The sequence below is a fragment of the Pedobacter polaris genome (genome assembly GCF_005116505.1).
GTDB lineage: Bacteria > Bacteroidota > Bacteroidia > Sphingobacteriales > Sphingobacteriaceae > Pedobacter > Pedobacter polaris.
In genome coordinates this window covers 367,323-386,383 of sequence record NZ_SWBR01000005.1, presented here as the reverse complement: position 1 = coordinate 386,383, position 19,061 = coordinate 367,323, and the positions used below count along the sequence as shown (strand labels likewise).

General features: G+C 34.6%; 17 protein-coding genes. 5 read left to right on the top strand and 12 right to left on the bottom strand.

Annotated elements, in window-relative coordinates; all coding sequences use genetic code 11:
• The first annotated feature begins 1,413 nt into the window (after window positions 1–1,413).
• Window positions 1,414–3,093 (top strand): energy-dependent translational throttle protein EttA, encoded by a 1,680-nt coding sequence (ettA, locus tag FA048_RS18530; protein ID WP_136843911.1) that lies wholly within the window; start codon window positions 1,414–1,416, stop codon window positions 3,091–3,093.
• 96 nt (window positions 3,094–3,189) lie between these two features.
• Here the strand turns inward: ettA and FA048_RS18525 are convergent, their stop codons facing one another.
• From FA048_RS18525 to FA048_RS18505, 5 genes are all read right to left on the bottom strand, one after another.
• On the bottom strand, window positions 3,190–4,077 hold the full coding sequence (locus tag FA048_RS18525; RefSeq protein WP_136843909.1) for a TIGR01777 family oxidoreductase: 888 nt from the start codon (window positions 4,075–4,077) through the stop codon (window positions 3,190–3,192).
• Window positions 4,078–4,113: 36 nt separating this feature from the next.
• Window positions 4,114–4,506 carry a hypothetical protein gene (locus FA048_RS18520; protein ID WP_136843906.1) on the bottom strand — a complete coding sequence of 131 codons (393 nt, stop codon included), beginning with the start codon at window positions 4,504–4,506 and terminating at the stop codon, window positions 4,114–4,116.
• Window positions 4,507–4,516: 10 nt separating this feature from the next.
• Window positions 4,517–4,870 (bottom strand): hypothetical protein, encoded by a 354-nt coding sequence (locus tag FA048_RS18515; protein ID WP_136843903.1) that lies wholly within the window; start codon window positions 4,868–4,870, stop codon window positions 4,517–4,519.
• A gap of 53 nt (window positions 4,871–4,923) precedes the next feature.
• A complete protein-coding gene (locus FA048_RS18510) occupies window positions 4,924–5,427 on the bottom strand; it encodes a GbsR/MarR family transcriptional regulator (protein WP_136843901.1) in 504 nt (167 codons plus the stop codon).
• Window positions 5,428–5,778: 351 nt separating this feature from the next.
• The gene (locus FA048_RS18505) at window positions 5,779–6,084 is read right to left on the bottom strand and encodes a hypothetical protein (RefSeq protein ID WP_136843899.1); all 306 of its coding nucleotides are present in this window, start codon (window positions 6,082–6,084) and stop codon (window positions 5,779–5,781) included.
• Window positions 6,085–6,182: 98 nt separating this feature from the next.
• Here FA048_RS18505 and FA048_RS18500 point away from each other — a divergent pair, with 98 nt between their 5' ends.
• Entirely contained in the window at window positions 6,183–6,569 is a 387-nt protein-coding gene (locus FA048_RS18500) for a response regulator (RefSeq protein WP_136843897.1), read from the top strand.
• A gap of 101 nt (window positions 6,570–6,670) precedes the next feature.
• On the opposite strand, the gene FA048_RS18495 is transcribed toward FA048_RS18500, so the two are convergent.
• On the bottom strand, window positions 6,671–6,883 hold the full coding sequence (locus tag FA048_RS18495) for a DUF1456 family protein (protein WP_225872580.1): 213 nt from the start codon (window positions 6,881–6,883) through the stop codon (window positions 6,671–6,673).
• Between the two features lie 96 nt (window positions 6,884–6,979).
• Window positions 6,980–8,287, bottom strand: a complete 1,308-nt coding sequence (locus tag FA048_RS18490) for a DEAD/DEAH box helicase (protein WP_136843893.1) — start codon at window positions 8,285–8,287, stop codon at window positions 6,980–6,982.
• Between the two features lie 227 nt (window positions 8,288–8,514).
• Here FA048_RS18490 and FA048_RS18485 point away from each other — a divergent pair, with 227 nt between their 5' ends.
• Window positions 8,515–8,988 (top strand): ribonuclease H-like YkuK family protein, encoded by a 474-nt coding sequence (locus FA048_RS18485; RefSeq protein ID WP_136843891.1) that lies wholly within the window; start codon window positions 8,515–8,517, stop codon window positions 8,986–8,988.
• 75 nt (window positions 8,989–9,063) lie between these two features.
• Here the strand turns inward: FA048_RS18485 and FA048_RS18480 are convergent, their stop codons facing one another.
• The 3 genes from FA048_RS18480 to FA048_RS18470 all read right to left on the bottom strand — a co-directional run bounded on the left by FA048_RS18480 (window position 9,064) and on the right by FA048_RS18470 (window position 12,207).
• A complete protein-coding gene (locus tag FA048_RS18480; protein ID WP_136843889.1) occupies window positions 9,064–9,645 on the bottom strand; it encodes a DUF4468 domain-containing protein in 582 nt (193 codons plus the stop codon).
• 63 nt (window positions 9,646–9,708) lie between these two features.
• Window positions 9,709–10,746: a porin gene (locus FA048_RS18475; protein ID WP_136843887.1), complete on the bottom strand. Its 1,038-nt coding sequence runs from the start codon at window positions 10,744–10,746 to the stop codon at window positions 9,709–9,711.
• 93 nt (window positions 10,747–10,839) lie between these two features.
• On the bottom strand, window positions 10,840–12,207 hold the full coding sequence (locus tag FA048_RS18470; protein ID WP_136843885.1) for an ammonium transporter: 1,368 nt from the start codon (window positions 12,205–12,207) through the stop codon (window positions 10,840–10,842).
• A gap of 311 nt (window positions 12,208–12,518) precedes the next feature.
• Here FA048_RS18470 and FA048_RS18465 point away from each other — a divergent pair, with 311 nt between their 5' ends.
• Window positions 12,519–12,992 (top strand): SRPBCC family protein, encoded by a 474-nt coding sequence (locus FA048_RS18465; RefSeq protein WP_136843884.1) that lies wholly within the window; start codon window positions 12,519–12,521, stop codon window positions 12,990–12,992.
• Window positions 12,993–13,006: 14 nt separating this feature from the next.
• On the opposite strand, the gene FA048_RS18460 is transcribed toward FA048_RS18465, so the two are convergent.
• Window positions 13,007–13,978 carry a TIGR01212 family radical SAM protein gene (locus FA048_RS18460; protein WP_136843881.1) on the bottom strand — a complete coding sequence of 324 codons (972 nt, stop codon included), beginning with the start codon at window positions 13,976–13,978 and terminating at the stop codon, window positions 13,007–13,009.
• A gap of 1,134 nt (window positions 13,979–15,112) precedes the next feature.
• Window positions 15,113–16,528, bottom strand: coding sequence for an APC family permease (locus tag FA048_RS18455; protein WP_136843879.1), 1,416 nt, complete (start codon window positions 16,526–16,528; stop codon window positions 15,113–15,115).
• Window positions 16,529–16,767: 239 nt separating this feature from the next.
• On the opposite strand from FA048_RS18455, the gene FA048_RS18450 reads away from it, so the two are divergent.
• The gene (locus tag FA048_RS18450; protein ID WP_136843877.1) at window positions 16,768–19,029 is read left to right on the top strand and encodes a sodium-translocating pyrophosphatase; all 2,262 of its coding nucleotides are present in this window, start codon (window positions 16,768–16,770) and stop codon (window positions 19,027–19,029) included.
• Window positions 19,030–19,061 lie beyond the last annotated feature (32 nt).

Sequence of the window (19,061 nt, the reverse complement as noted above, 5' to 3'; positions counted from 1 at the left end):
ATCATATAGTAGATATTGTCGGTTTTTTGTAAGGTTTTAAGCGACCCATTTAACTGACAAATTGCTAGAGAAAGTATTTGAAAAATAGCAGTTTTGACATGAGGTAGTTGTAAGTGGTAAGTTTTACGTAGTAAGTAAAAGGAGCGAAGAAAATTTGGCTATGAATTACAAATCTGGTGCGTCATACCCAACTCGATTGGGTATCTTAATACAATAGAAGGCAAATTAAATAGTTGTGCTTTACGATTCCCGTTTTCACGGGAAGGACGACATAATTGAATTATATCTTCCCTCCTTTTACATCTTCCATTATTTGAAAAGCCAATTAGTGCTACTATTAAGCAAGTCCCGCTATGCACTATAATTCCCGATGAAACCTGTGAAGCTAGCAAGCATACAATTAAAAAACAATAGACCGTGATGCTTAAATCTGGAGATTTTCGTTGCTATCGGGTTTAGAGAGGTTAGAGAAGTGCAAGAAACATACTAAGAACCTGTAAGGTTTAAAAAAGAAGTAACAACAACTAAAATTTAATCGTAATAGCATAAGTAAAGAATAATACCAACGTTATATCAGCTTAACTCATGGCTCATACTTAGTTCGCAGTTAAGACGCAGTTAGTTCGGATTCAATTGTCATAGGTCCGAACTAAGTCCGAACTAACCCCGTCCTAAGTGCGTCTTAACGGTTAACCTTTTAATATGTTGTTACGATGCTGATACGAAGAAAATAGGCAAGAAAAATGTTAGCTTTTTTACCAAATAAAAATTAGAGGGTTTATTTGTTTAAACATTTAATAATTAAATAGAAGTTGATATTCTCATGGTTTCATGCTTCGCGATTGCAAATCACGAAGAGCTAGTGTAATAAGTTTTAAGTAATAAGTAAAAGGAGCGAAGAAAATTTGGCTATTAATTACAAATCAGGTCCGTCATTCCCAGCTTGACTGGGAATCTTAATGCAATGGAAAAGGTAAGTTAAATAATATAACGCTTTACAATTCCCGTTTGTACGGGAATGAAGACAGGATGGAATGTAAATCTTCCATTTGACTTTTTATACATTTCCCATTATTTGAAAAGCAAGCTATTGTTACTATCAAAGTCATTCCCGCTATCCACTTCAATCTTTTTGCGCCGGCTGCGCTCAGCATAACAAAAAGTATTTTCGTTACTATCGGGTTTAGAGTAATTAGGGAGGTGCAAGGAAACTCAGTTTTTCGAAAACTATAAATCTTGCGCTAGGGATTGAAGCGGCATACTTTTGCCTAAGCAGCGAAGAAGGCAAAAGATACAGTGGAAAGCCCACTCGAGCGCCCAAAAAATCAAGAACAAAATTCTTACTGGTATCTTTTAACCTTTAACTTTCAACTCTCTTCACTTTTAAGCATCTTTGCACAAATACTATTAATTATGTCAGACGAAAAAATAATCTTTTCAATGGCTGGAGTGAGTAAAATCTATCCACCACAAAAACAGGTTTTAAAAAATATTTACTTATCATTCTTCTACGGCGCTAAAATTGGCGTAGTTGGTTTAAACGGTTCTGGTAAATCATCTTTATTAAAAATTATTGCAGGGCTAGATAAATCTTTTCAGGGTGAAGTAGTTTTTAATGCAGGTTATAGCGTTGGTTATTTAGCACAAGAGCCCATTTTAGATGAAACCAAAACAGTACGTGAGGTAGTAGAAGAAGGTGTTGCAGAAGTTACTGCCATCCTTAAAGAGTACGAAGAAGTTAATGAAGCATTCGGCTTAGAAGAAAACTATTCTGATGCTGATAAAATGGATAAACTAATGGCTCGCCAAGGTGAGTTGCAAGATAAAATTGATGCTGTTAATGCTTGGGAATTAGACACCAAATTAGAAAGAGCGATGGATGCTTTACGCTGTCCAGAGCCTGAAACTTTAATTGGGGTACTTTCTGGAGGAGAACGCAGAAGAGTAGCCATGTGCCGTTTGTTATTACAAGAACCTGATGTTTTATTATTGGATGAGCCAACCAACCACTTGGATGCTGAAAGTATCGATTGGTTAGAGCAATTTTTACAGAACTATAAAGGAACGGTTATCGCTGTTACCCACGATAGGTATTTCTTAGATAACGTTGCAGGTTGGATTTTAGAATTAGATAGAGGTGAAGGTATTCCTTGGAAAGGAAATTACTCTACTTGGTTAGAGCAAAAAGCAAAACGTTTAGCACAAGAAGATAAAACAGAAGGTAAACGCCAGAAAGCATTAGAGCGTGAGTTAGAATGGGTACGTATGGCACCAAAAGCTCGTCACGCAAAATCTAAAGCTCGTTTGGCAAACTATGATAAACTAGCTTCGGAAGATGGAAAAGAACGCGAAGACAAATTGGAATTATTTATTCCGGCTGGTCCGCGTTTAGGTAATGTTGTTATCGAAGCTACAGATGTTACTAAAGCTTATGGCGATAAAATTTTATTCGAAAACTTAAACTTCTCCTTACCCCCTGCCGGTATTGTTGGAATTATCGGCCCCAATGGTGCGGGTAAAACTACTTTGTTTCGTTTAATTACTGGGCAAGAAACACCAGACAAAGGAACTTTTAGAGTTGGAGATACCGTTGCATTGGGTTATGTTGACCAAATGCACAATGATCTAGATGCAGACAAAACTGTTTACGAAAACATCACCGATGGTTTAGATAATATTCAGCTGGGTAACAAAGCCGTAAGTGGTCGTGCTTATGTTTCTAAATTTAACTTCAATGGTGGCGACCAACAGAAAAAGGTTGGTATTTTATCTGGTGGAGAAAGAAACAGGGTTCACTTAGCTATTACCTTAAAAAAAGGCGCTAATGTTTTATTGCTGGATGAGCCAACGAATGATATCGACGTAAATACGCTACGTGCTTTAGAGGAAGCTTTAGAAAACTTTGGTGGTTGTGCTGTGGTTATTAGTCACGATAGATGGTTTTTAGATAGAATCTGTACGCATATACTAGCTTTTGAGGGTAACTCTGAAGTTTATTTCTTTGAAGGTAATTACTCAGATTATGAAGAAAACCGCAAGAAAAGATTGGGAGATGTTACTCCGCATAGAATTAAATATAAAAAACTAGTTTAATAGCATGTCAGTCTGAGCTTGTCGAAGACCGCTTAATTGTGCTTCAACAAGCTCAGCATGACAATATTTAAAGTCTCAGGACAACTATTGAACTTTTCATTTTAAAATGTTGGCTAGAGCTATATCAATTGTAGGATATTTAAAACTGTAACCAACTTGAATGAGTTTTTCGGGAATAACCCACCTGCTTTTCAAGATCAATTCCGTTTCTGTTTTTATCACAATAGCTCCAATTTTTAGTAACCAAGTAGGTGATGGCAAACCAACCTTTACACCCATTGATTCTCTAAATGATTTCATTAGTGTTTTATTATCCACAGGATTAGGAGATGAACAATTAAAAACCCCTTCCAAATCCTTACGTTCTAGTAAAAACAATATTATACGGAATAAATCTTCAATATGTATCCAGCTAAACATTTGATTTCCGTTTCCCTGTTTACCTCCTAAACCAAAGCGTACAAGATTGGTGAATGGCTTCATCACTCCTCCATACTTACCTAACACAATTGCCATTCGTAGTGCAACCTGTCTGGTATTTGGCAGTCTAAAATCGAAAAAAGATTGTTCCCAATTTGTTGCCACATCTACAGAAAATCCACTTCCAATTTCCCCAGTACTTTCAGTCATAGCTCTATCGGTAGCGTGCCTATATATTGTAGCAGTACTTGAATTAATCCAAAGTTCTGGTGGGTTCTTACACTTCAAAATGGCCTTACCAAGTGTTTTTGTAGTTTCAGTTCTTGATTTTAAAATCTCTTCTTTGTTTTTTTTATTGTAACGGCAATCAACCGATTTACCAGATAGGTTTATTAGCATATCAGAATTCTCAAGCGCACCAAGGATTTCTTTTTCATTTTCCCATTGGATATTTTTATCCTGCCTTGAAATAATAAAAACCTGGTAACCGAGTTTTCTAAACTGCTTTGATAAATATTTACCTATGAAACCAGTTCCGCCCGCTATAACTATTTTCTTATACATATATATATATTTTAAGTTGAAAAGCAAATAAGTTAGTTAGGCTGTAAATGTTGGTGGGAATGGCGTAGGCTTTGGAGACTGATTTGCTTTTCTTTTTCCTCTAAAAAAGAAATAAAGATTAATAAATAACATTAAGCCTAAGTAAATAGAAAAACCTCCTATTTTATAGCTTAAAGCCTCGATTAAATCCTGATAATTGTTATTGTACAAATTGATTTTCAAAATCATCAAGGCAAACCCTAGATTTAACAAGTAAAAGCCAGTTTCAAATAATTTGTTTGTTGCACTGGCAATTTCATCTCTACCTTTAAAAATATCCAACATATACACTTTACTGTTTCTAAATAGTGTTCTAGAAACATAAAAAGTTAAAAATAAAGCGATTGGAACATATACTGCATAGCCGATTAAAATTTTTGTAGTTTCCATGATTAAGTGTTTAATGTGATTTGATTAATTTTTGAATGCTTGTTGTTAATATGATAATGTTTAAATAGTGTAGCAAAGAGAGGATAGAGATGATAATTGAAACTTTAATAGCAATCACTTCTACCAATTGATTTAATGAAATAATGGTTTCCCAACCTGCCAAAGTCATTGTTGCATAACCAATATTCACCAAGTAATAACCTACCAAAAGGATTTTATTAATTTGCTGGCAAAGCGCTAAATGATCAGGAATTAATTCTGCTACAAATATATTTCCATTGCTATAGCATAGCTTACCTACAACCACAATTATGAATACAATAATAGTAATGAAGATGCCGTAGGCTGTAATATTATAATTCATTTCTCTTAATTATTAAACTTTCAGAAAATATTGAAATTTTATTCTAAATTTTTTTAACCCATCATTTTCACAATCAACTTTGTAAGCCAATTATCTTTGTATTCTGTTACTTTATCAATCATTGTATCTGCTTTTGCTACAAAATCGTATAGTTTTTTAGTCTGATCAACAAAATGTTTAGCTTCAACTGAACTTGTATCGTCAATTGATGAAACTTCCTTTAGCACTTTCAATGCTGGTTTAATTTCTCTTTTACTTCTTTCTCTGGCTATTTTAGTTGCTAACTCATCTAAGTCCTTTTCTGCAGTAAAAAATTCTCGACGTTCACCCTGTTTAAATTCTTTATATACAATTCCCCAATCCATTAAGGCTCGTAGGTTCATACTTGCATTACCCCTAGAAATCTGTAGTTCTTGCATAATCTCTTCCATAGAGATAGGTTCTGACGAAACCATTAAAAAAGCATGAATTTGAGCCATAGTTTTATTTATACCCCACTGAGAGCCTAATGCGCCCCATGTTTGTACAAATTTATTTTTAGCCTCATTGAAATTCATAGTCAAATGTAATAAATGTTTTTAAACTTTCAAATATTATTGAAAGTTTATTTATATTTAAGTTCTGCTTATTTCTTTGTCAAGTAATAAATCAGCACTAGAACTGATATTACTATTCCGATAAAAAGTAATATAAATCTTATTTTTAGATTTGGATTGACCCCTTCAGTTTTAGTTTTCAGATATAAACTGGTGCTTAAAAGAATTATTCCTAGAATAATTAAATATGGAATGTAAGGCTGTAGAAATAGTGTTTCTGTTTTAAAAAACTGCCCTATAATTACTAAAAAAAGGCAAATTAGCCCTGAAATTCTTGTTATAGCTTGTGTGTTCATTATATGGGTTAGGCTATTAAAACCCTTTCTGTTCTAGTAAATAATACATTGCAATTCCTAATCCAGCTACTGTTCTTATAATTTCTCTGGTATGTAAGATTACAGAAAAACCTTTCTTTTTGCTTTCTCTTTTTAGCTTAATGAATAAGCTTGTACAAAGCAAAAGCATACTAAAAATTAATATTGGAGCATAATAGCTTTCATTTAAAAATCCAGCAGCTCCTGTTTTAGATCTACTAATAATTACAATAAGAATTCCGACCATGCCTAAAATCCATATGATAAATTCATTTTTCTTTTGTTGCTGATCTTCATTGCTCATATTTCAAACATATAAAAAAATAAGTTTCAAACTATTATAAACTGTAATGATTTTTCATTGTTATATATTTAATCTTACAATCTTATATATTTGCCATTATGAAGAAGATACTTGTAGTAGATGACGATGATGAAGTGTTAGAAACCATTCAACTGATTTTAGAAATTGGTGGTTATGATGTTGAGCCCTTGAATGACGCTGAATTAATATTCGAACGCATTAATGAATTTGAACCAGATTTAATTTTATTGGATGTAGTTTTAGGAAAAATTGATGGGAGAGTGATTTGTAGCCAAATCAAATCTCATGATGACACTAAAAAAATCCCTATTTTAATGATGTCGGGATTGTATGATTTAAAAGAAGTACAAGACATGGTATGTGCTCCAGATGATTTTATGTCTAAACCTTTTAAAATGGATGTACTTTTAGAAAAGATTGAAAAATTAGTCACTAAAAAAGAACCTAGGTACGACATTAATTAATAGTGCCCGTAATTTATAGCGAGCGTAGCGATGAAATTTGTTTTGTCAACAAACAAATTTCTCGTCACTACCGATGTGAATCAGTACACGTCTGAATGACTTTATTTTTTCTCTTCTCTTGGCCCGCGTTTGTAGATTACCAAACCATTTAAAAAATTACGTAAGATTTGATCTCCACATTTTTTAAAATTAGGATGCTCATCATTTCTAAAAATATCTCCTAATTCACTTTTAGTAACTGTAAAACCTACCAAATTACAGATTTCAATAATCTGGTCGCTGTTTAAGGATAATGCTACCCTTAGTTTTTTCATGATATCGTTGTTGCTCATTTTAGTATATAGTAGTCAGTATAAAGTATTTAGATAAGCCATTCGCTTTTGTCTTTTTACTTTGGTCTTTCAGCTCGATTACATTGCTGGTTCTATTTTTACTTTTTTATTTTTTACTCTTTCGTTAGCTAGTGTCCGTAAAACTTGTGGTACCAGTTTCCTTTTAATAGCTACGTAGGATGCTTGATCTTTTACTTCAATTAATCCAACATCTTCTTTTTGCAGCCCACCCTTTTTAAGTAATAAACCTACAATATCTATTTTATTAACTTTGTCTTTTTTGCCGGCGCTAATGTACAAAGTTTGCCAAATACTATCTTGGGGTAATTTATAAGGCCCTTTTAACTTTTCAACTTCTATATCAGCTTTTAAGAAAGGATATTTTTCATCGTCTGCTAAAATTAAATAAGCTGTACCCTTTGCATTCATCCTTGCAGTACGGCCATTGCGGTGCAAAAATGCATCTTCTGTGTAGGGTAACTGGTAATGAATAATATACTCAACTTCAGGAATATCTAAACCTCTTGACGCTAAATCTGTTGTAATTAGAATTTTAATACTCCCATTTCTAAACTTTAGCAAAGCTCTTTCACGTTCATCTTGCTCCATCCCACCATGAAAAATATCATGCGCCAGATCCTTATCAATTAATAAGTCACTAATCCTATCTACCGTTTCTCTGTGGTTACAGAAGATTAAAGTTGTTTTGCTTCCATTTTTACAGATCAGTTCAAACAAAGTATCCAACTTGTCTTCTGCTGTGGTTTGTACTTTTTTTAATTTTAAGTCTGGTGCAATTTGCTCATCCTGTAAAAAATTGATTTCCTTGTGATCTTTTAACCCTGTAAAAGCTGGTATTTCATCCATCGCAGTTGCGGAAGTTAAAATCCTTTGTTTTAAAGAATACAAAGTACCAATGATATGTGACATATCTTCTGTAAAACCAAATTCTAGGGCTTTATCAAATTCATCCAATACCAAAGTAGTAATGAAAGATTCGTCGAAATTTTTATGGCGTAAATGGTAAGCGATCCTTCCAGGAGTACCAATTAATACCGCAGGGGGTTGTTCTAAATTATTACGTTCAGTTTTTATGGGATGACCACCATAACAACAATTTACTTTAAAACCAGTCCCCATTTGCTTAAAAACCTGTTCAATTTGTAAGGCAAGCTCACGAGATGGAACTAAAATTAAGCACTGAACTCCTTTACTCTCTTTATTTAAGTTATTTAAAACCGGAAGTAAAAATGCCAAGGTTTTACCAGAGCCTGTTGGTGCTAATACCAATATATCGTTTCCTTTTTTTGTTGCCGAAATTGATGCCTCTTGCATTTGATTAAGGGCAGTAATTTTTAAGTTATCGAGTATTGGCTGAAGTATCATTGTGCAAAGGTAGAGATATAAAATGATTAAGGAACAAAGAGCAAAGAATAAGGATTAACATTCTATTTCCCCATTTACATTTTCCATCTACCATACTTTAACCGTATCTTGTTGATAACCAATTTAATGTTGACAAATAAACAATACTAAATTAACTATTATATAATGCGAACGACTTAATTTTAGGAAACCTGATTACGGGTTGTTAACCTTAACACCAATAACGTATGACCTGGAAGAAATTTAGTGGCGAAATTATTCAATCGTCAATCTTAGAAGAAGTTGAACAAGCGATTATCCGTGAAACAGAAAATGGCTACAAATTAAAAGTCTGCATAGGCACCGACTCACAAGTTAAAGGTGCAATAACTGATTTTGCAACTGTAATTGTTTTGTTGCGAGAACATCATGGAGGTTTTATGTACATCGCTCAAGACAAAACAGCTCAGAAAATGGGTATCAAAGAAAGAATGCTAGTAGAAGTTCAAAAGTCAATTGAAACTGCTTATTCAGTATGTGATTTACTTGATATTTATGATGTTGATTTGGAAGTTCACGCCGATATCAATACCAATCCGATGTTTAAGTCGAATAGAGCATTAAATGAAGCAATGGGCTATATTTTAAGTATGGGCTTTATTTTTAAAGCAAAACCAGAAGCTTTTGCAAGTTCTACCTGTGCAGATAAGATGGTACACTAAAGTTTTACGTGATAGGTTTTTAAGTAATAAGTAGAGACTGGACTTAAAACGTACAACTTATTACTTTTAACTCTATTACCATTCTTTCTTAACTACTTTCTTTTCGGTGGTGAGTGCAATTATTGGTGTTCTGCTAGACATGTAAAACTTAAACTTACTTGCCAAATCTTTAGCATATTTTGCAGTTTGAACTTTATACTCTTTCCATTCTCCGGCATTTAACTTACCAGGGTTATTTTCTAAAGGAATACCAACCGTTGTGCTGGCCACGAAATTGGCATAACGGTCGCGTTGATAGGGAATAAAGCTGAAATTAGTTAACCAAAAACGATATTTTCCATTTTTAACTTCAGCCTGAAAATCATATAAAACCTCTCCAGATGGGTGAGACATTACCAATAACGTTTTATTAATGATCATTTTACCAGTGGCGATGAAAGCTGTATCACCCTGAGTTGATTTGAATTTCAAATCCTTATTTTGCTTTTTAAGGTAGTTTAACACTCTAATTTTTAGAGAATCAGCTGGTGTTTTTACATTTACAACTTCATAATAAATTAACTTGCCCTGCTCATCTACTGGCAATGACTGCTCAGTCTGGGCATTGGTAATTACAAAACAACTCGATAACAATAAAAAACTTAAAATAAACTTCATAGGATAAATATAAAAAAAACGTCCCGAAAAATCGGGACGTTTAATAAGATTACGTCGTTATTATTAAAATGCGTAAACAGCAGCCAATGAGAATTGAGAAGCTGATTTAGTTGGAGCTAAATTTGATTTAACAAAACTTTGAGAAAAATCTTCATCATTATCAAAACGAACCTCTGGAATAAAAGTTAAACCACCCGCTTTAATGTTAGCAGATAAAGTAACAGACATTACACTTGGATTAGCTACCACAGGAATATTATATTTAAAATACTCACCTCTTAAACCTAAAGCAACTGAAGGAGTAAATGCATATTGAGGATATAAAGCAACACCAGTATAACCACCATTTCCACCAGAAACATGATAATCAGCAGCATTTAAGCCCAATTTAAATTTATCAGTTACTTGGTAAGCAGTAGTTAAGTCATAAATTGTACCTGTACCAGCTGCACCTGCTGAATGACCAGAAAGGAAATTTAAATAAGCAGTCCATCCTTTAACTGGAGAAACTGTTAACTGTGCACCAATATGAGAAACGCCATTAAAGTCTTGGTAAGCATTCCAATCATTAAATAAACCAGCCATTAAGCTAACCTTATCTGAGAATGCATAAGCTGCTTTGATCCCAGCATTTTGGAATGGACCATTAGTAAATAAGTACGATGTTGAATAATTGAAATTTCCTACTGGAGAAATTACTTCATATCCAATAAAGGTACCCATATAACCTGCAGTCATACTGAACTTATCAGAAAAAGCATAATTGATATATAAATTTTGGATATTGAAGGATGACAAAGATCCAGAAGTGGCATCTACCGCAGCATCAGGAATAGATTGCGCTTGACCACGTGGACCGAATGATAACTCACCTACAAAAGATGCTTTGCCAGTAGTCTTCTTCAAGGCAAGATCTATCATACCTAATGAAACAGAATTTTGCTCATTAGCAAAAGACGTTTTAATGTTTCCTGTTTTGTTAAAATCGTATTTGTAATAGGTATCAACTGAACCAGAGATTTGCAATGGAGTTGCATCTTGAGCGAAAACTGCAGAAGTTAATCCAAGGGCAAGCGTAGAAAGTAAAAGTTTAATTTTCATATTAAAAAAAATTGAAGCGTTTATAATTAGACATTTATCTGAATAGGGATGATTAAAGCTGTTTAGGCACGAACCTAAACAGCTAAATATTTTTTATTTATTTTCAACTTCCTGACCAGCTACAATCAAGGTACCTTGAGAGTATTTCTCATCATGCTGAGTTGCATCCAAACCTTCTTCTTCTTCTTCAGAAGTTACACGAATTGGCTGCACTAGGTTGATTAATTTGAAAATTACAAATGATACAACAAAACTGAAGATAATTACAATTACAGCACCTTTTAATTGTGTAAAAAAGAATTCTGGATTACCATAGAACAAACCATCAGCACCAGCAGAGTTTACAGTTTTAGTAGCAAAAATACCTGTTAACAACATACCAACTATACCACCCACACCGTGACAAGGAAATACGTCTAAAGTATCATCAAGACTTGTTTTTTGTTTCCAAGAAACAACAAGGTTAGAAATAACTGCTGCAATTGCACCGATGAATATACTAGAAGGTATACTTACAAAACCTGCACCTGGTGTAATTGCAACTAAACCTACAACCGCTCCGATACAGAATCCTAGTACAGAAGGTTTTTTGCCTCTAGCCACATCAAAAAACATCCATGATAAACCAGCAGCACCAGCAGCAGTATTAGTTGTAATGAAAGATGAAACAGCTAAACTACCAGCTCCAACAGCAGAACCTGCGTTAAAACCGAACCAACCGAACCATAATAAACCAGTACCAATTAATACGTAAGGAATATTTGCAGGCGGAACTTCTTTATGCTCTAAGTGAGATTTTCTACGTTTTAAAACTAAAGCACCAGCTAATGCAGCCATACCAGCAGAAATGTGAACTACGGTACCACCAGCAAAATCTAAAACTCCCATTTTAAACAAGAAACCATCTGGATGCCAGGTCCAATGTGCCAATGGAGAATAAACCAATAAGGCAAAAAGAACAATAAATAAAATATATGAAGTAAAGCGAATACGCTCAGCTACAGCACCAACAACTAAGCCTGGAGTAATGATGGCAAACATTAATTGGAAGACAGCAAACAATGAAAGTGGAATTGTAGCAGCTAAGCTCCAAGATGGACCAGAGTTTACACCTTGAAAGAAGAAGAATGTTCTTGGATCGCCAATAAAACCTCCAATTGAAGTTCCAAAAGCAAGACTAAAACCAACCACAACCCAAAGAACAGTAATTACACCAGCAGCAACTACACTTTTGATCATTGTAGAAAGTACGTTTTTACGATGAACCATACCTCCGTAAAAAAATGCTAATCCTGGAGTCATTAAAAATACAAGAGCCGCAGCTATTAACATAAAAGCAATATCAGCTCCATTATACTTTCCTTCATCAAAATTTGGAAGCAAAGGAGTAAAGAGAGCGAAGACTGCAACTACCATTAAAATGATAAATGGAGCATACTGTTTAAATAAAATTTTACCCATAGTTTTTAATATTTAGCGTTATTATTTGATTAATTCTCTAAAACTAGTAATAAATTTTCAATAATTAATAAGAATTAGCATAAAAAATGTAAAATATTAAAGAAAAAAGAAAAAATAACAGCTAATAACCGTAAAAGAGAGTCAAAATCAATAAAAAACAACAAAATGAAAGGTAATTTTGCCAAAAAAGGTTAATTTTTAAAAATTTATAAAGAATAATGGATGAATTTTAACAAAAATGCAAAATTTATACATTTTTTTACCCCCAATTACAATATTCAAAATATTAAGGCATAAACGTATCTTTAACCATGAAATCTTATCAAATAAAGTTTGCTCAAAAGCTTCCTATTTCAAGTTCCGATGCCTGGGATTTCTTCTCCTCTCCAGCTAATTTGGCCAAGATTACCCCAAATGAAATGGCTTTTATTGTTACTTCGGGAGATAGTGATGGAAAAATGTACCCAGGAATGATCATTACCTATAAAGTATCCCCCTTATTTGGCATACATTTAAATTGGATGACAGAAATTACCCAAGTAGAACATGAAAAGTACTTTATTGATGAGCAACGGTTTGGTCCGTTTAAATTCTGGCATCACCAGCATCATTTTAAAGCTATAGAAGGCGGCGTAGAAATGACTGACATTTTAACCTACGCTTTGCCGATGGGCATTTTAGGACGAATGGCACATGAAGTCATGGTAAAAAACAAAATCAAAGAGATATTTACCTTCAGAGAGAAAAAAGTGATAGAATTGTTTGGCGTTTATACAGGGCAATAAAAATTGCTTTATAGTTAAATTGTTGAATTGTTAGCCATACCAACTACATACATCGAACCCTGCATTACCCCTCTTCTTTCTATCTCCTTATCTATATAGGTTTGAATGGCTGATTTATTTAAACCCCAGTTAGGTGCAATTAACAAATCCCAATCAGAAATTCCGAATAAACGTTGTATCACAATATCTGGCCTTAACAAAGGAATTAATTCACAAAGCAGGTCGGTATATTCTTCAAGTGTAAATAATTTGAAAGGATTTTTTTTATACTTAGCCCCCATAATAGAACCTTCTACAATGTGCAAATGGTGAAATTTTACAAACTTGATTTGAGGAAAACGGTTAATTTCGTGAATATAACCCAACATCATCTCTCTAGTTTCCCAAGGAAAACCGAAGATAGTATGTACACAGAGATCTAATTTTGAATTTTCTAAAAGTTTAACCGCTTCAACAAACTCTCCGTGACTGCAACCTCTATTAATTTGCTCAAGAGTTTCATCATATATAGACTCCATTCCCATTTCTAAATCTACATCGAAACGATCGGTATAACTTTCTAATAGCGCAACCTTTTCTGCATCGATACAATCTGGTCTGGTACCTACAGAAAAACCAACAACATCTTCGGTATTAACAGATAACGCTTCATCATACATCATCTTTAAATAATGTACTGGTGCATAGGTATTTGTGTTTGGCTGGAAATAAACGATATACTTATCGGCTTTGTAAGAGTTTTTAGCTCTCGACATGCCTTCTATCAATTGATCTTTAATATTTGGATTTTTTCTTGATGGTTCTGGGGTAAACGAATCTACATTGCAATAGGTGCATCCGCCATAACCTTTACTACCATCACGATTAGGGCAAGTAAAACCTCCATCTACAATTACTTTAAATACACGCTGACCATTGTATTTTTCACGCAAGTGAATGCCATAACCCTTATACCCTTTTATACCCGAATCTAATGCAGTTCCCATTAAGTGCAAAGATAAGGATAAGAATTGGAGTTTAGGGGTTTGCGTAATATTTTGAAGGTTTGATGATTGTATTAAATTACTATGTCTGTCATTGCGAGTCTCCGATTTTCCCTCGGGCCGAAGCAATCTGTTTTGGTTGGACACCAACTATGATTGTTGCCAGCACTTAGGCTTGTCTCGGCTAGCCGCCACCGAGTGGCTCTTTCTTTTGGCTTGATCCAAAAGAAACAAAACATCAAGGCTGTAAATCATTGCTCGGATTACACTATCCAAACTTTTAGGGCGACAGAAAAAGGTCCGATGAAGGATCGAACTGCTTTCTGTCTTGAGTTGTGGTTTTTGAATGGTAGTGCACAAGTTTGAATGCGTTCTCCTTCGGAATGCTTCAAGGCCGGTTCTCGTTCTTGGGAATGGTTGTAGGGGATTGAGGGGTTTGCATGGCGCCCTTTAAACTATGTTCGTCATTGCGAGTCTCCGATTTTCCATCGGGACGAAGCAATCTGCTTTGGTTGGGGGGCCACCTATGATTGTTGCCAACGCTTAGGCTTGCCTCGGTTAGCCACAAAATGGCTCTTCTTCTTTTCCATTGATGAAAAGAGCAATCCCGAGCTTGCGAGTGCATGAATACCATTAAAGACATATAAACTGATGAATACATCTAGGCTGTGGATGCTATGGCGGAATAATACGTCAATTGTTTTTTTACCGTAGGACAAGCCGTTCGGCTGAAGATGCCTCTCTTCTCCGCCCTACTATTTTTTCTCTAGAGAGAATTTTTATTTAGAACAATTAACTATTCTTCCTTTCCTAGCATCCAAGGCCGGTTCTCGTTCTTGGGAATGGTTGTAGGAGATTGAGGGGTTGCAGAGTGTATTAGCACAGGCTTTGCATGCTAAACCCGATCGCAATGAAAATACTTTTTGTAATGCTGAAGATTGTTGAAGCACAAAAAGATTGAAATGAAGAGCGGGGCTATCGCAACCTACAAGCACCACAACTGCTTTTCAAAAACAAAAAAGATGATAAGAAACTAATCTTAATTAGGATTTCTTGGATTTTGAGATGGTTAGCATAAAAAAGGATAGTAGAAATTAATCCCACTATCCTTTAAAGAATCCTAATCAAGACAACCTTCTAAGCTTCTTTAGGTTTAGTTAGGTAATACACCGGAATACCAATTAACATAATCAATACACCCCAACCACAAGTACTAGTTTTAGTAATTAATAAGCCGATTGAAACTGCGGATGCGACTACTATATATATAAAAGGTAATACCGGATATCCAAACGCTTTATATGGACGTTCGGCATTCGGCATTTTTCTTCTTAAGATGAAGATTCCATATATAGTTAATATATAGAATATCAATACAATGATAATTACAAAATCAAGTAATGCACCATATTGACCAGTTAAACATAATAAGGATGCCCAAATACCTTGAGCCCACAAAGCCCATTCAGGAACATCGAACTTATTTAAATTACTAGCTTTTTTAAAGAATAACCCATCTTTAGACATGGTATAATAAACCCTTGCACCAGCCATAATTAATCCATTATTACAAGCAAAAGTTGATATCATGATCATTACTGCAATTATAATGGTTCCAGTATTGCCAAAAATATATTGTGCCGCAGCAACAGCTACCCTATCTGATGGGGCATTTGCAATTTCATTCAATGGCATAACTGCAACATACATTACGTTTGCCAAAATATAAATAACACTAACAATTAAAGTACCTAAGAACAAACTTAAACCAACATTACGTTGAGGATTTTTAATCTCTCCGGCAATAAACGTTACACCATTCCAAGCATCACTACTAAATAATGAGCCTACCATAGAAGCAACAATACCAGACATTAAAGCTGTGCCACCAATTGTTACCCATGAGGAAGTGCTGGCATCAAACATTTTAGAATCCCAAGCATTTGCCCAGTTCGCATTCCATACATCAGCTTTAGCCGCTAAGGTTAATCCGAAAATAATTAAGCCAAATAATGATAATATCTTAATGATGGTTAAGAAAGTCTGTAGCATTTTACTATCCTTAACTCCTCTTGTGTTGATATAAGTTAACAAAACAATAGTTACAATAGAAACTAATTGAGCAGCATTTAACTGAAAAGATCCCATCTCATACAAAATATTTTCATTACTTAATGGAGGATACAAATAGGCAGCAAACTTTGCAAAGGCTACACCTACAGCCGCAATTGTACCCGTTTGAATTACTGCAAAAAAGCTCCAACCGTATAAAAAGGCAATTAATTTATTGTATGATTCTTTTAAATAAACATATTGCCCACCAGCTTTAGGGAACATGGCGCTTAATTCGCCATAACTAACGGCGGCAATCATTGTAATTACAGCTGTAAGAACCCAAATTAAGATTAACCAACCTGCAGAACCAACCTGCCTAGTTATATCTGCACTTACTATAAATATACCTGAGCCTATCATTGAGCCCACAACGAGCATTGTGCCATCAAATAGGCCAAGCTCTCTTTTAAAAGAACCTTCTTCTTTTTGGTTTTCCATGTTTTAGTTTATTTGTTTGTTCCCAATAGTATCGGGATGGTTTAGTTTGGCTAATATATACTAAATATGGATTAAAAAAAACAGGCTAAAACGTTCTTGCGTCCGTATTATTACTAAAAAATAAAAAATGTTAACAATCATTTGCTTAAAAATTTGGTTATTAGCTAAACACGCTTATTTTTGCAACCCTTGTATTATTTTTATTTCACTAACTAAACAACCAAAATATAAATTACAATATGGATTTTCTACAAAACAATTTAATCTATTCCATTCCTCTTTTAGGCTTAATCGGTATTCTGGTTATGGCTGTAAAAAGTGCATGGGTAAACAAACAAGATGCTGGTGATGCGAATATGCAGGAGCTTGCTGGTTACATTGCCGATGGAGCAATGGCCTTTTTAAAAGCAGAATGGAAAGTATTAAGCATCTTTGCTGTTTTTGCTGCCGCTTTATTGGCTTATTCTGGAACCATCCACGAAATTAATGGTAAAGAAATTCACTCAAGCTGGATCATCTCTATTTCATTTTTAATTGGCGCCTTTTTCTCAGCTCTTGCTGGATACATTGGAATGAAAGTGGCAACAAAAGCAAACGTTCGTACCACACAAGCTGCAAGAACTAGTTTAAAACAAGCTTTAAAAGTGAGCTTTACAGGCGGTATAGTAATGGGCTTAGGTGTTGCAGGTTTAGCTGTGTTAGGATTAGGTGGATTATTTATCGTTTTTCTTTCTTTATTTGATGTAATTGGTACAGATGGAGTTGTGAGTGTAGTAAACATGAAAACTGCTATCGAAGTATTAACTGGATTTTCTCTTGGAGCAGAATCTATTGCTTTATTTGCTCGTGTTGGTGGTGGTATTTATACTAAGGCTGCCGATGTTGGTGCAGATTTAGTAGGTAAAGTTGAAGCAGGTATTCCTGAAGATGATGTACGTAACCCTGCAACTATTGCTGATAACGTTGGAGACAATGTTGGTGATGTTGCTGGTATGGGTGCAGATTTATTTGGATCTTATGTTGCTACAATTTTAGCAACAATGGTGTTGGGTCAAGAAATTACTGTAACTGATAAATTTGGCGGTATGTCTCCTATTTTATTGCCAATGGTAATTTGCGGATTGGGAATTATCTTCTCGATTATCGGAACTTGGTTTGTAACCATCAAGGATGAGAAATCTAGTGTTCAAAATGCTTTAAACTTAGGTAACTGGTCATCAATTTTAATTACTGCAATTTCTTCTTTCTTTATTGTAAAATGGATGCTTCCTGAAACTTTAAGCCTACGTGGTTATGAGTTTTCGAGCATGAATGTATTTTATGCAATTATGGTTGGTTTAATTGTGGGTACTATTATGAGTATAGTAACTGAGTATTACACCGCTATGGGTAAAGCTCCGGTTAATTCAATTATTCAGCAATCTTCAACTGGTCATGCCACAAATATCATTGCTGGTTTATCAGTAGGAATGAAATCTACCGTTATCCCTATTTTAGTATTAGCTGGCGGTATTATGTCTTCTTATTATTTTGCAGGATTATATGGAGTTGCAATTGCTGCTGCAGGTATGATGGCTACAACGGCTATGCAATTAGCTATTGATGCTTTTGGACCAATTGCAGATAACGCTGGTGGTATTGCAGAAATGAGTCAATTACCTCCAGAAGTTCGTGAGCGTACAGATAATTTAGATGCGGTAGGTAATACAACTGCTGCAACTGGTAAAGGATTTGCAATTGCATCTGCTGCTTTAACTTCATTGGCTTTATTTGCTGCTTTTGTTGGTATTGCTGGTATAGCTGCTATTGATATATATAAAGCTCCAGTTTTAGCTGGGTTATTTGTTGGCGGAATGATACCTTTCGTATTTTCTGCATTATGTATTCAAGCAGTTGGTAAGGCAGCAATGGATATGGTGCAAGAAGTTCGTCGCCAATTCCGTGAAATTCCTGGAATTATGGAATACAAAGCAAAACCTGAATATGAAAAATGTGTGGCTATTTCTACTAAAGCCTCAATTCGTGAAATGATGTTGCCTGGAGCAATTGCCTTAATTACTCCAGTAATTGTTGGTTTCACTTTAGGCCCAGAAGTTTTAGGTGGGTTATTAGCAGGTGTAACTGTATCTGGTGTATTGATGGGTATTTTCCAATCTAACGCTGGTGGTGCATGGGATAATGCTAAAAAGTCATTTGAAAAAGGGGTAGAAATTAATGGTGAAATGTATTACAAAAAATCAGAACCACATAAAGCATCTGTAACGGGTGATACTGTAGGAGATCCATTCAAAGATACTTCAGGCCCATCAATGAACATTTTAATTAAGTTAATGTCTATCGTTTCTTTAGTTATTGCACCATACATTGCAATTAGTGCATCAGATGCGCCTCATGTTACAGAAGTTGTAAAAGAGGTTCGTATTCAAAAAAATGTTGATTCTGCTGGTAATGCAACAATAGATACGATTAAAAATACTACTGATACACTAACCCATCGTTAGTTAAATCATAAATGTTACTAAATAAAGGGGAT